The sequence below is a fragment of the Bradyrhizobium sp. USDA 4503 genome (assembly GCF_054055815.1).
In genome coordinates this window covers 2551864-2564805 of sequence record NZ_JBSRXS010000001.1, presented here as the reverse complement: position 1 = coordinate 2564805, position 12942 = coordinate 2551864, and the positions used below count along the sequence as shown (strand labels likewise).

The window sequence follows — 12942 nt, the reverse complement described above, 5'->3', positions numbered from 1 at the left end:
GAGATGCGAAGCGGGTGCTGGTGCGATTGACGAGATCAGGGCGGTTGCGGGCGGGATGTTCCATCATCCTGGCCTATCTGTTTTGCGTGCTCGCGCCGTCCTTCGCGCTTGCATTCGGGGCGCCGTTTCCGTGCCTGACCGATGAGGTGCAGCCCGTCGCCGCGGCGCATGTTCACGCGGCGTCGATGGCGCATGCCGAAGCCGTCACGCACGATCATGCCGCCCACGATCTTGGCGGCATGCACATGCAACACGCAGCCGATGATGCTGCGCCGCCTGTGAAGCATAGCCACGACGGCAAGAGTTCGCCGGGGCCGTGCTGCGCGCTGATGTGCGTGTCGGCGCTGCCGGCCGATCTTCCATTCGTCGCTGCTCCCTTGCACCCGATCGCCACGCGTCTTTCCGAGGCTTATCAGAGCCTGCGGAGCGAGGCGCCTCCGCGCCTCTATCGTCCCCCCATCGCCTGATCGTTCGCTGACATCGTGGCGGTGCCGCACGCTTGCGTGCGCACGCCTGTTATTCATCGGATGATCGGGACAGATCCATGTATTCGCATCTCGGGGCGAGGCTCGCCGCCGTGGCCACCAGGCTTGGCAACAGGCTCGGCCGGCGCGCGCCACCCACATTGCTGTCGCGGATGGCCGCCGCCATCCTCGCATCTGCGTCGCTCGCCGGCTGCATGGCCGACGGCCGGCCGGTCGCCGTCGCAGGCGATCCGGCAAATCCGGAGGCGGGGACGGCCGCCGTCGGCTACCGCTCGACGATCGCGCCCTACAGCAGCCTGCGTCCGGCGACGCCGTTGCCCTGGCGCGAGCGCAATGACGGCGTGACGCCGCCGGCCAAGCCGGACCAGTAGGAGGGCGCCATGCGACATCGGATCATCGTGCCGATCCTGCTGCTTGCGTCATCCGCGCTCGTGGGATGCGCGTCGTTCTCGCCCGACACCGGCATGGGCGTTGTCTCCGAGGTGACCGAGCAGGCGATCGGCAAGGACGTCGCCTTCGTGCGGTCGGTGGATGAGGCCGCGACCGTCGACGCCGCAGTGAAGCGGCTGCTCGCGCGCAATTTGACGGCGGATGCCGCCGTGCAGGTTGCGCTCTTGAACAACAAGGGGCTGCAGGCCGCCTATAACGAACTGGCGCTGGCGGAGACCGATTACGTCGCCGACAGCCTGCCGCCGAACCCGACCTTCTCGGTCTCCCGCATCAGCGGCAACGGCGCCAGCGAGGTCGAGCGGCAGGTGGTCGGCGACATCCTGGCGCTCGCGACCCTTCCGGCCCGCTCCGAGATCGCGCGCGAGCGCTTCCGCCAGGCGCAGCTCAAGGCCGCGCTCGCCACCTTGCGGCTTGCCGCCGAGGTGCGGCGCAGCCATGTCGCGGCGGTGGCCGCGAACGAGACGGTCGCGCTGCTGACGGATGCGAAGGCGACCGCGGAGTCGACCGCGCAGCTCGCGAAAAAGCTCGGCGAGACCGGCGGCATGAACAAGCTCGACCAGGCCCGCGAGCAGGTGTTCTACGCCGAGATCACCGCCGACCTCGCCAGCGCGCGGCAGAATGCGGCGAGTTCGCGCGAGCGGCTGGCGCGCCTGCTCGGATTGTGGGACGGCGATCTCGGCTTCCGGATCCCCGGCAAGTTGCCATTGCTGCCGAAGCGGCCATTGGAACAGCCGTCGATCGAGATCGCGGCGGTTGGCCATCGCGTCGACCTGCAGATCGCGCGGATGGAAATCGTCGCGCTCGCCAAGGCGCTCGATCTCGCCGAGGCGACGCGTTTCGTCACGCTGCTCGACGTCGCCGGCATAGACAGGCGGACGCACGATCCCGAAGCCCCGCCGTTCAGGGAGCGCGGCTTCGACGTCCAGTTCCAGATTCCGATCTTCGACGGCGGCGAGGTGCGCGTGCGCCAGGCGGCGGAGATCTACCGCCAGGCGATGAACCGCCTGACCGAGAAGGCGATCAACGTCCGCTCCGAGGCGCGCGACGCCTACCGCGTCTACCGCTCGACCTACGACATCGCGCGCCATTACCAGCGCGAGGTGCTGCCGCTGCGGCAGATCATCATCGAGGAGATGCAGCTGCGCTTCTCCAGCATGCAGGTCGACGTGTTCGCGCTGCTGACCGAAGCGCGGCAGCGGCTCGCCTCGCTGCGCGCGGCGATCGACGCCAGGCGCGACTTCCTTCTGGCGCAATCCGAGCTGCAGACCGCGATCAACGGCGGCGGCTCGGCCGGCGCAGCATCGACACCGTCTTCCATCGCCTCGGCCGCGCAGCCCGCGGCCGGCGGCGGTCATTGAATGGAGCAGCACATGTTTTCACGACGAGGATTTCTGGGTAGCGCGGCGCTGGTCACGGCGAGCGCGGTCAGCGGCCGCGTCCAGGCCGCCGCCATTCCCGAAGCGCCGACCATGGACAAGGTGGTGATGCAGCCGCCGCTACATCCCGCCAGCGGGCCGGACTACCGGCCGGTGGTCACGCTCAACGGCTGGTCGCTGCCGTGGCGGATGAACGGCGACTGGAAGGAATTCCATCTCGTCGCCGAGCCCGTGGTGCGCGAATTTGCCGACGGCATGAAGGCCAATCTCTGGGGCTATAACGGCCAGGCGCCGGGGCCAACCATCGAGGCGGTCGAGGGCGACAAGGTCCGCATCTTCGTCACCAACAAACTGCCGGAGCACACCACGGTGCACTGGCACGGCATGATCGTGCCGTCAGGCATGGATGGCGTCGGCGGACTCAACCAGCCGCACATCAAGCCGGGCAAGACCTTCGTCTACGAGTTCGAGATGAAGCACAGCGGGACCTTCATGTACCACCCGCATTCCGACGAGATGGTGCAGATGGCGATGGGCATGATGGGCATGTTCATCGTGCACCCGCGCGATCCGGCATTCCGGCCAGTCGACCGCGACTTCGTCTTCATCATGAGCAGCTACCTGATCGACCCCGGCACCTATCTGCCGAAGGTCAATGAGATGACCGACTTCAACATGTGGACCTGGAACAGCCGCGTCTATCCCGGCATCGATCCGATGCCGATCCGTCTCGGCGACAGGATCCGCGTGCGGATCGGCAACCTGACCATGACCAACCATCCGATCCATGTGCACGGGCATAATTTCGCGGTGACCTGCACCGACGGTGGCTGGGTGCCGGTGTCAGCGCAGTATCCGGAGACCACGACCGACGTGCCGGTCGGCGCGGTCAGGGCGTTCGACATGCTCGCCGACAATCCGGGCGACTGGGCGTTCCACTGCCACAAGTCGCACCACACCATGAACGCGATGGGCCACGACGTCAGAAACTTCATCGGCGTGTCGCGCCAGGATCTCGCCAAGGCGGTCGGCAAGCTCGCGCCCGACGCCATGGTGATGGGATCGACCGGCATGGCGATGGGCAACATGGAGATGCCCGCGCCCGACAACACGCTGCCGATGATGACCGGCACCGGACAATTCGGGCCGATCGAGATGGGCGGCATGTTCACGGTGATGAAGATCCGCGAGGGGCTCGGCCGCGACGATTACGCCGACCCCGGACCGTACAAATATCCGCCGGGCACGGTTGCCTATGAGGTCGAGGCGCCCGCCGCCGAGCCCGCGCGCCAGCCGCCGGTGGCGCCCGGGCGAAAAGGCAAGCCATCGATGAAGGGAATGAAGATGTAGCGGATCCAGCTCACTCACCAACGACAAGCATCAAACACAGAATGGAGAATCCAGTGAAGCAACTCACCAGCATCGGCATCGCGCTGATTGCGCTGTCGGTCACCGCAGTGCCGTCGCGTGGTCACGAGAAGCACGGCCACGAATCCTATTCGGCCGGCGAGCCCGGCGATCCGAGCAAGCCCTCGCGCACGGTCGAGGTCGAGATGAAGGAGATGGAGTTCACGCCGTTCCGCATCGAGGTCAAGCGCGGCGAGCAGATCCGCTTCGTGATCCGCAATGCCGGCACCGAGGATCACGAATTCCTGCTCGCGACCACCGAAGAGAATCTGAAGCATGCCGAAGTGATGAAGAAGCATCCGCACATGGAGCATGACGATCCGAACGGCGTTCGCCTCGCACCGAAGAAGAGCGCGGAGATCGTCTGGAAATTCACCAAGGCCGGAACGTTTGAATATTCCTGCCTGATCCCGGATCACCGCGACTACGGGATGAGCGGCCGCGTCATCGTGAAATGAAACCAGCAGCGAAAGAAAGCACAACAATGATGAACAGGATGATCCAACTTGCCGGCGCCGGCGCATTCGCGCTGGCTCTGACCCTGGGCGCGGCGCTCGCGCAGGCCGCCGCGATCAATGGCGAGGTTAAGAAGATCGACGAGGGCGCGGGCAAGATCACGCTCAAGCACGGTCCGGCCAAGAGCCTTGGCATGGACGAGCCGATGACGATGGTTTACCGGGTCAAGGATCCGGCGCTGCTGAAGCAGGTCAAGGTCGGCGACAAGGTCCGGTTCGAGGCCCAGGAGGGCGACGGCGGCTACACCGTTACCGCGATCCAGAAGGCGAAGTGAGGCGACGGCCCGCATCAGCAGGTTGGGCTGTCGGCTGAACGCAGCCGGCAGCCCTTGAACCCGCGACGCATGATCGCCGGAGCTGTTCCGGATGGATCGGCTTGAACGCGTTGCGTGGCCGGCCTTATCCTGTCGTCTGCAAGGACGAGCAATGAACGATTGCTGCGGGCAGAATGCTGCGCACCACCGCCGCTGACGCTGCCGGTCAAGGCCGGCGTGCGGGCAGGGGACCGCGACCGCGCGGCCGATTCGTGCGGCTGCTCGGGCGGCGTTCCGGTCTTTGACGGCCTCGATCCGCGCTACAGGCGCGTGCTCTGGACGGTCATCGGCATCAATGGCGCGATGTTCCTGACCGAGATGATCGCGGGTCAGCTTGCCGGATCGCAGGCGCTCAAGGCCGATGCGCTCGACTTCCTTGCCGATACGGTCACCTATGGACTGAGCCTTGCGGTGATCGGCGCCGGCCTGCGCGTGCGCGCCTCCGCCGCACTGTTGAAGGGCGCGTCGCTGAGCTTGATGGCGCTGTGGGTGTTCGGCTCGACCGTCTACCAGACGTTCGCGCTCGGCGTGCCGAAGGCCGAGGTGATGGGCGCCATCGGCGCGTTGGCACTCGCGGCCAATCTAGGCTCGGTTCTGCTTCTGCTGCCGTACAAGGACGGCGATGCCAATGTCCGCTCGGTCTGGCTCTGCTCGCGCAACGACGCGATCGGAAACCTCATCGTGATGGCGGCGGCTCTCGGCGTGTGGGGATCGGTCTCGGCCTGGCCTGACCTTGCCGCCGCCACCGTGATGGCGACGATATTCCTCACCTCGTCGGTGCAAATCCTGCGGCAGGCATGGGCCGAATATCGCGAGGCGGCGCTACGCAGCCCGTCAGCAGCGCATGGCTGAGGAAGCCGCAAACGCCCGGTGCTTCCTGCGACAGGCCGCGCCAAGGCGGAAATTTGCCGCGCATTTACCTTAAATCATGGCTCCGTGGGAACGTCCGTGGCAGCGGCGCGTTGCTGTGCATCATTCGAGCGCAGAAGGCCCCCTCCATGACAATCAACGCGGCAATACTGATGGCGGCATTGGTGCTATCGGGAACCGTGTTGGCGCAAAGCTCAGGCCCTTCGGCCGGCTCGGCGGGGGCCGGGCAGGCCGCCAACGTGACCACCACCGGCGAGGCGCTGAACAGCGCCAAGAAGACCGGCAACAGCGGGCCGCCGGTCGAGAAGGCCGCGCGTCCGGCCAAGCCGGATGCCGGCGCCGCGGGCAACACGGTGGGGGCGAGCCGCCCGCAAAAGCCCGATCGTCGCCTCGAGCATTATCCGTAATCTCCATCCGTAACGATTATGCTGATCCGTGGGATGGGTGGAGCGAAGCGATACCTATCACCTCTGATCCGCGCGGAAGCAGGATGGGTTTCGCTGCGCTCCACCCATCCTACGGCGCAGCAAAAAGCCGGCGCAGTCGTCGTGACCACGCCGGCTCGATGTAGGAAGCGGTTGCCTTAACTCAGTAAACCAGGCCGGTGCCCGGGGGCTTCTCCAGCGCTGCGGCGAGCGAGCGATATTCGTCGCTGTTGGTGCCGGCGAGCTGGGCGATGCGGTTCAGGTGGTACTGCGCCTGATCGCGGTTGCCCTGTTCGACCTGCCAGAGGCCGTAATACTGCCAGGTGCGCACGTGGGCCGGGTCGGCCTTCAGCGCGCGCTCGTACCAGATCTGCGAGACCTTGTAGTCGCCGAGCTTGCGATAGGAGTAGCCGATCAGGTTGGCGACGTCGGCGCGATCATCCTGGCCGAGCGCCTTCAGCTGCTCGATCGCGGCGGTATAGTCGTGCTTGTCGTAAATCGTGGTGTAGGCGGCGCGATAGCCGGCCAGGAACTTCTGATCGTCGATCGCGGAGCTCTTGTCCTTCTTCGCCTTCTTGCCCTTGCTGCTGCCGCTGTCGGAAGCCGGCGGCGAGGGATTGTCGCTGCCCGCGGCATAGGCCGAGATGACCGGCCCGGAGGCGAGCGTCATCGAGAGCATTGCGAGGCCCAAAAACTTCGTCTTCCTGCTCATTCCTGGTTGCTCCTGATCGTTCCTGATCGTGCTCGGTAATCCTACACCGAAGCCTGATGACTTGAACACCCAGGGGTGCAGAACATTCCCGGCCGATCCCACGATTGCGTGATCCTGCTTTTCCGGCGGAGAGGAGAACATGACAGAGATGTCATGCACATGAATGAAGTCCGTCAGGGTCCTTCAGAACGGGTTCAGTGCGCGGCCCATAAGGTCACGTGCATTGATCGGTGAGGCCGACCATCCGGCCGGAGAACTCTCGATCCCGACGAGGAGGACCATCATGCTGAAGACGATTTCCGCCGCGCTGCTCGCCATGTCCGTGATCGCAGCGCCCGCGCTCGCCGCCGAGACCGGCAAGGCCGCAACGCCCGCGCCGGCGACCACGACTGCCCCGGCAACCAAGGCCGCTCCCGTGATCAAGAGCGAGCAGCTGCCGTCGAAGGTGCGCAACGCCAACGCCAAGATGCACCACAAGCACTATCGCCATCACCGCCACCACAAGCACATGGGCATGCTGAAGGTGAAGTCGCCGAAGCATGCGACCAAGCACGTCCACGCGAAGGTCGCGACCAAGCACGTCGCGCCGGCCAAACGCGGCTGACCCAAGCGCGGTTGAATCTGATCCGAGGGGCGTAGTTTCGATCCACATTGCCCCGCTGCGCCTTTTGGATGCAGAACCGGCCCGTCCGTCCATTGCTTCCCCAATGGCGACGGGCCGGAGTGCGTCTGGCTCCGGTTGTGAACCCGGGCGAAGAATAACCGAGTTGCGAATTCCCTTCGGCCGCCCGGCGGTTTATGAGACGCCTCCGGGGACTCAGGGAACAGCGTCGTTTGCGGATTTCATCACAACTGGCAGCCATCCTGCTGCTCTCGCTTCCGCTCGCCGGCTGCCTCACCAGCGACGACGGCGGCGGGCCGACCACCTTCACCGATGACCGGGGCGTCGCCAACCAGCCATTCCCGGACCGTTACCGCGACCAGATCGTAGCCTTCATGCGGACCTATCTGAACAATCCGGTCGGGGTCCGCGAGGCTGCTATCGCCGAGCCGGCGCAGCGCACAGTCGGCGGCCGGCTGCGCTACGTCGTGTGCCTGCGCTACAGCGCGAAGGATACCGACGGCAATTACCGCGCCGCCCGGGAGCGCGGTGTCCTGTTTGTCGACGGCCGGCTCGACCGCATCCTCGACAACCCCGCCGAGCCCTGCGCCGGCGCGTCCTACGCGGCATTTCCGGAACTGGAAAAGATGCCGCGCTAAGGCATGATCCGGAAAAGTGTGAAGCGGTTTTTCCGAAAGGATCATGCCCGAACAAGAAGCAGGAGCGCGATCTGATCGCGCTTCTGCGCGGCGGCTTGTCGCAAGCCTGATCGAAACGTTAGCGAAACCGATCACTTTTCGGGGAGCGTTGAACTTCACTTTAGCCGTCTGCGACTTACATCCAGCCGAGATGCGGCTGCTTAACCGGTGAAAAAAAACCTTCTGTGCCAGGGAACAAACGGGCGTTGTTGCGACCCTGTCACAGCTCGGAAACATCACGGGTGCGGCATTGCCCCAAAGCAACCTAATTGAGGTCACGTTGTTTGGCTTTACAGCGCAGCGTTAGTAACGGGGATCAGAAATGAAGAAGTTTTTGCTCGGCACAGTCGCGCTGGCCGCCCTTGCGGGCCCTGCGTTTGCGGCTGACATGCCGGCCCGCACCTATACCAAGGCACCGCCGCCCTATACCGCCCCCGCCGTCGTCTACAACTGGACCGGTTTCTATATCGGCGGCCATGTCGGCGGCGCGTTCACCGACGGCAACAACCTGATGGGCAGCGACGCGCGCTTCATGGGTGGCGTGCAGGGCGGCTTCGACTATCAGTTCGCCCCGAACTGGGTGATGGGCGCCGAGGCGCAGTATTCCTGGCTGCCCAGCTCCTCGAACAATGGCGTGCTGCTCCCGGGCGGAACGCTGGTGACCGGCAATACCGACCAGATCGGTTCGGTGACCGGCCGCCTCGGCTACACTTGGGGGCCGGCGCTGCTCTACGCCAAGGGCGGTTATGCCTGGCGCGACAACAACAACATCACCGCGTCGGTCGGCGGCGTGCCGGCGTCCTTCACCACCGATGGCGGCCACAAGGACGGCTATACGGTCGGCGCGGGCCTCGAATACATGTTCGCCCCGAACTGGTCGGCGAAGGCCGAATACCAGTACTACAATTTCGGCAAGACCAACTTCACCAGCGGCCCGGCCGACCTCGTCGGCACGAGCTTCCGGAACGACGAGCACACCGTCAAGCTCGGGGTCAACTACCGCTTCGGCTGGGGTGGCCCGGTCGGCTCCCGCTACTGATCGCGGCTTCATCACATCAATGAAAGGCCGGCCTTCGGGTCGGCCTTTTTGTTGGCCAGCCGCTCGCCCCGGAATGACGACGGATGCGGTGAACCCGTAGATGGGGTAACGGGCCGGCCGCCCGCTCGCTACGGCGCAATTTGGAAGCGCGCTCGCGAGCGGCCTGTTGGTTGGAAGGCGGTCGTCCCTCAAACTGATGGTGTTCAACGGAGTCGGGCAAGCCCGCTCCAAGCATCATTAAGGGACGACCATGTACCACTATGCAGGAATTGACGTGTCTTTGGAATGCTCGAGCGTTTGCCTTGTCGATGGGACAGGCAAGATTTTGCGCGAGACGAAGGTTGCGAGCGAGCCGGCGGCGCTGATCGCCTGGTTCCGGTCGCTGGGTCTGGTACTGGAACGGATCGGGCTGGAGGCAGGCCCCTTGTCGCAATGGCTGTATGCGGGTCTGCGAGACGCAGGGCTTGCGGTCGAGCTGCTGGAAACGCGGCACGTTCGCGAAGCCTTCAAGTCGATGCCGGTGAAGACGGACCGCAACGATGCCCGCCGGATCGCGCAGTTGATGCGGCTCGGCTGGTTCCGGCCGGTGCACTGCAAGTCGGTCGCGGCGCAGGAGACCCGCGCCATCCTGACGGCGCGCAAGCTGCTGCAATCCAAGCTTCGCGATGTCGAGAACAGCCTGCGCGGCATACTTCGCGGTTTTGGCCTGAAGGTCGGTGCGACCACCGAGCGCACGTTCGCCGGACGCATCCGCGAGCTCGTGACCGGCCATCCCGGACTGGAGTTGGTCGCGGCGGCGCTGCTCCAAGCCCATGCGGTGCTGCTGCGGGAGTTCAAGAGCCTGGACAAGCACACCCAGAAGCTCGCCAGGACGCATCCATCCGCCAAGCTCCTGATGACAACGCCGTCCGTTGGTCCGATCGTGGCGCTCACCTATGCCGCGGCGATCGACGACCCGAAGCGCTTCCGCTCCTCGAAGGCCACGGGAGCCCACTTTGGGCTCACCCCGAAGAAGTACCAGTCCGGTGAGACCGACTACACCGGCCGCATCAGCAAGATCGGGGATGCCTCCGTGCGCGAGGCACTCTACCAGGCAGCTCACGTCATGCTGACCAAGCCGGTCAAGAATTGCTCGGCATTGAAGAGCTGGGCGATGCGGATCGCCCGGCGCGCAGGCATGCGCAAGGCCAAGGTAGCGCTGGCTCGCAAGCTCGCCGTGATCCTGCATCGCATGCTCGCCGACACCAAACCGTTCAACCCGATGACCAAGGCCATCTAGCCAGGAGCAGCAATCGGTTCCGGGCGGGCCACGACACCAGGCTCTCCCCGAGCGAAGTCCCTCCGCTGGGACGATGGATCCGGTCAGGCCGCCATCCGGGAAGTGGCTCACGACCACGCAATCCGTAGATTGGCCGGCCGGCTCCTCAATGCACCCCATCAGGCGACGGCCTTCGCGCCGATCCCGTACAGAAGCAAGTGCCCGGCGAGTGGATGACGCGAAAAGGGATTGACTAACCAAGGCCCGTTACAGAAGCCCGGATGGAGCGCAGTGTAATCCGGGGCAGCCGATCCGACGAACGAAGTGCCGGATTTCGCTCCGCTCCATCCGGGCTACGACCCCACATTCACCTGATGTTCAGGCCTGATCGTGCAATGCAAAAAATAATTCCTGCATTGCACGGAACTTTCATCGTGCTGCGCTATTATGCGATCGCCGGGCTGGTGGACAAACGAACATGCGTAGTTTTGCGTTAGGGCTGATCCTCTCTGCGGTCTCCGTGCCGTGCCTTGCCCAGACTATCCTCAAATCCGAACCGCTGGCGCTCGCGCCCTACGAGGTCGTGTTCGTGCAGGACGCGTCCTGCTCGGCTGGCAAGGTGCTCAAGGTGACCGGCGCGATCCGGGGTCTGCATCGGCGGAAGATTTGCGTTTCGCTCGCCGCCGAACAGGCCTCGCTGGCGACGGCCACGCCGTAGGCGCGGGCGACCGCACCGATTGGCCCGCCGCTGCGCGCCGGCCAGCCTGCCGTCTGATCAGTTCAACCGCGGCTCCAGGCGTGCTTCGCGATCGGCATCGGCCTTGTTCTTGGCCGGATCCTCGTTCGGCTCGAGCTGACAGGGCCGGATTTCGTAGTCGTTATCCAGCACCGGGCGCGGCGCGGACTCCTCCTCTCCGGAGATGGCATCCACCACCAGGCCGGATTTCCTTGCCAGTGTCCAGACATCCGCCTCGGTCGGGTAGGCCTTGCTCAGCTTGGCGTCCTGATAAAACAGCGCGTACGGCATTCGTCGTTCCCCAAACAACCGACAACGCCAGCCCCCGTTTTGGGTTTCAGGCAATATCGCCGTTCCGGTCACGGAACCGTGAGCGAGCATCCGCGGCAAGCATCTGAAAATATGAGTCATTTCGGTTCTTTCGCGGAAGGGCCTTGAGTCCTTAACGGGTGGTAAACCCCCGAAAAAAGAATCCCCGGGACTCTCCGGGTAGAATCGCCGGATGCTCCGGCCCATGAGAGCAATCCACCAGCCCCCTTACGAACGCGTGCAGCTCGCGCTTGCGGTTGCGCTGCTCGCGGCCTGCGCCGCCAATGTGGCGCTGGTCTGGTCCTGGCTTTAGATCTCCCGGCTCTCGCCAAAATCTGTATGTGGCGGCCACGCGAAAACGCCGGAGCCGCGCGGCGCCGCTGGCGATTGACGGCACCGGCATTCCTCCCATCATTGCCGGCAGAACAAGCGCCCGCTGCGCCCTGCGCGGACGGGCCGCGATCGGGGGAGCTGATATGATCGACACGCTGAAGGAACGGGTCAACGGCGACGCCGGCCTGGTGCGGCGCGGCCGCTACCTCACCACGACATTCCTGCTCGAGATCGGCGCGCCCGCCTGGCTGATCGCGATCCATGAGGGCCGGATCGTCGCGGTGACGAAGGGCCCGTTCGTGATGCCGTCGTCGTCGTTTGCGCTGCGCACCTCGCAGGCGGAGTGGGACCGGTTCTGCGAAAAGCGGCCGCCGCCGGGCTCGAACGACCTGATGGCGCTGATCAAGCGCCGCGTGCTGAAGGCTGAGGGCGAGCTGCAGATCTTCATGGCGAACCTGCGCTACTTCAAGGAGGCGCTCGGCAAGCTGCGCCGCGAGGGAGTGGCCGCATGAGCGCCAGGTTCGAACCGATCGTCGGCCGTTACATGCATCTGGAGCTGTTCGGCCGGGCCCACCGCGTCTATGTCGAGGAGGCGGGCGAGGGCACGCCGCTGCTCTGCCTGCACACCGCGGGCGCGGACGGGCGGCAACATCGCGGCCTGATGAACGATGCGCGCGTCACGCGCAACCATCGCGTCATCGCCTTCGACATGCCCTGGCACGGCAAGTCGTCGCCGCCGCAGGGCTGGCACGACGAGGAGTACCAGCTCACCTCCGCGCAATATACGACCATGATCCTGGCGGTGATGGACGCGCTCGACCTCGACAGGCCGATCGTGATCGGCTGCTCGATCGGCGGCCGGATCGCGCTGCATCTCGCGCTCGAGCATCCCGAACGTTTCCGCGCCATCATCGGCCTGCAGGCCGGCGCGCATGTCGATCCCTATTACGACCTGAATTTCCTGCACCGGCCGGACGTGCATGGCGGCGAGGTCGCCGCCGCCATCGTCTCGGGCCTCGTCGGCCCCGACGCGCCCGACAAGGAGCGGTGGGAGACGCTGTGGCATTACATGCAGAGCGGGCCCGGCGTGTTCAAGGGCGACCTCTATTTCTACAAGGTCGACGGCGACATCCGGGCCCGCGTCGCCGAGATCGACACCAGACGTTGCCCGCTGTTTCTGTTGTCGGGCGAGTACGACTATTCCTGCACGCCGGAAGAGACGCTGGCGGTGGCGAACAGCATTGCCGGGGCTGAGGCCACCATCATGAAGGGCCTCGGCCATTTCCCGATGAGCGAGAATCCGGGCGAATTTCTCACGCACCTGCTGCCGGTGCTGGAGAAGATCGGCGGCCGCTAGCGCACGCCCGGGGTTGCTTTGGTCCTCGACCTCGGGCGGCGCGGTATGACAGACTGC

General features: G+C 65.1%; 17 protein-coding genes. 15 read left to right on the top strand and 2 right to left on the bottom strand.

Features of this window, described 5'->3' with window-relative positions; all coding sequences use genetic code 11:
- The first annotated feature begins 14 nt into the window (after nt 1-14).
- The 8 genes from ACVMIH_RS12550 (at nt 15) to ACVMIH_RS12515 (ending at nt 5824) form a co-directional block, all read left to right on the top strand.
- Nucleotides 15-467 (top strand): hypothetical protein, encoded by a 453-nt coding sequence (locus ACVMIH_RS12550; RefSeq protein WP_456862046.1) that lies wholly within the window; start codon nt 15-17, stop codon nt 465-467.
- 77 nt (nt 468-544) lie between these two features.
- The gene (locus ACVMIH_RS12545; RefSeq protein ID WP_456862044.1) at nt 545-856 is read left to right on the top strand and encodes a hypothetical protein; all 312 of its coding nucleotides are present in this window, start codon (nt 545-547) and stop codon (nt 854-856) included.
- A 9-nt stretch (nt 857-865) separates the two neighbouring features.
- The gene (locus ACVMIH_RS12540; RefSeq protein WP_456862042.1) at nt 866-2293 is read left to right on the top strand and encodes a TolC family protein; all 1428 of its coding nucleotides are present in this window, start codon (nt 866-868) and stop codon (nt 2291-2293) included.
- A gap of 12 nt (nt 2294-2305) precedes the next feature.
- A complete protein-coding gene (locus tag ACVMIH_RS12535; protein ID WP_456862040.1) occupies nt 2306-3661 on the top strand; it encodes a multicopper oxidase family protein in 1356 nt (451 codons plus the stop codon).
- Between the two features lie 41 nt (nt 3662-3702).
- Nucleotides 3703-4176, top strand: coding sequence for a cupredoxin domain-containing protein (locus ACVMIH_RS12530; RefSeq protein ID WP_057019639.1), 474 nt, complete (start codon nt 3703-3705; stop codon nt 4174-4176).
- A gap of 29 nt (nt 4177-4205) precedes the next feature.
- Nucleotides 4206-4508 carry a copper-binding protein gene (locus tag ACVMIH_RS12525; RefSeq protein WP_057019685.1) on the top strand — a complete coding sequence of 101 codons (303 nt, stop codon included), beginning with the start codon at nt 4206-4208 and terminating at the stop codon, nt 4506-4508.
- A 198-nt stretch (nt 4509-4706) separates the two neighbouring features.
- On the top strand, nt 4707-5399 hold the full coding sequence (locus ACVMIH_RS12520; protein ID WP_456866464.1) for a cation transporter: 693 nt from the start codon (nt 4707-4709) through the stop codon (nt 5397-5399).
- A gap of 146 nt (nt 5400-5545) precedes the next feature.
- The gene (locus tag ACVMIH_RS12515; RefSeq protein ID WP_057019637.1) at nt 5546-5824 is read left to right on the top strand and encodes a hypothetical protein; all 279 of its coding nucleotides are present in this window, start codon (nt 5546-5548) and stop codon (nt 5822-5824) included.
- Between the two features lie 181 nt (nt 5825-6005).
- Here ACVMIH_RS12515 and ACVMIH_RS12510 read toward each other — a convergent pair whose 3' ends face one another.
- The gene (locus tag ACVMIH_RS12510; RefSeq protein WP_141339741.1) at nt 6006-6554 is read right to left on the bottom strand and encodes a tetratricopeptide repeat protein; all 549 of its coding nucleotides are present in this window, start codon (nt 6552-6554) and stop codon (nt 6006-6008) included.
- A gap of 283 nt (nt 6555-6837) precedes the next feature.
- Between ACVMIH_RS12510 and ACVMIH_RS12505 the strand changes: the two genes are divergently transcribed.
- From ACVMIH_RS12505 to ACVMIH_RS12485, 5 genes are all read left to right on the top strand, one after another.
- Nucleotides 6838-7158: a His-rich protein BRANT gene (locus ACVMIH_RS12505; RefSeq protein WP_225160213.1), complete on the top strand. Its 321-nt coding sequence runs from the start codon at nt 6838-6840 to the stop codon at nt 7156-7158.
- Between the two features lie 230 nt (nt 7159-7388).
- A complete protein-coding gene (locus tag ACVMIH_RS12500) occupies nt 7389-7814 on the top strand; it encodes a hypothetical protein (protein WP_456862038.1) in 426 nt (141 codons plus the stop codon).
- A gap of 361 nt (nt 7815-8175) precedes the next feature.
- On the top strand, nt 8176-8892 hold the full coding sequence (locus ACVMIH_RS12495; RefSeq protein ID WP_057019633.1) for an outer membrane protein: 717 nt from the start codon (nt 8176-8178) through the stop codon (nt 8890-8892).
- A gap of 250 nt (nt 8893-9142) precedes the next feature.
- The gene (locus ACVMIH_RS12490; protein ID WP_057016162.1) at nt 9143-10171 is read left to right on the top strand and encodes an IS110 family RNA-guided transposase; all 1029 of its coding nucleotides are present in this window, start codon (nt 9143-9145) and stop codon (nt 10169-10171) included.
- A gap of 457 nt (nt 10172-10628) precedes the next feature.
- Entirely contained in the window at nt 10629-10868 is a 240-nt protein-coding gene (locus ACVMIH_RS12485; protein WP_026192929.1) for a DUF6719 family protein, read from the top strand.
- A 57-nt stretch (nt 10869-10925) separates the two neighbouring features.
- Here the strand turns inward: ACVMIH_RS12485 and ACVMIH_RS12480 are convergent, their stop codons facing one another.
- Nucleotides 10926-11177 (bottom strand): hypothetical protein, encoded by a 252-nt coding sequence (locus ACVMIH_RS12480; RefSeq protein WP_076831552.1) that lies wholly within the window; start codon nt 11175-11177, stop codon nt 10926-10928.
- Between the two features lie 494 nt (nt 11178-11671).
- Between ACVMIH_RS12480 and ACVMIH_RS12475 the strand changes: the two genes are divergently transcribed.
- Together ACVMIH_RS12475 and ACVMIH_RS12470 are read left to right on the top strand one after the other, a co-directional pair.
- Nucleotides 11672-12040: a hypothetical protein gene (locus ACVMIH_RS12475; protein ID WP_456862037.1), complete on the top strand. Its 369-nt coding sequence runs from the start codon at nt 11672-11674 to the stop codon at nt 12038-12040.
- Nucleotides 12037-12885: an alpha/beta fold hydrolase gene (locus tag ACVMIH_RS12470; RefSeq protein WP_456862036.1), complete on the top strand. Its 849-nt coding sequence runs from the start codon at nt 12037-12039 to the stop codon at nt 12883-12885. Before ACVMIH_RS12475 ends, ACVMIH_RS12470 begins: the two co-directional genes overlap by 4 nt.
- Nucleotides 12886-12942: the final 57 nt, after the last annotated feature.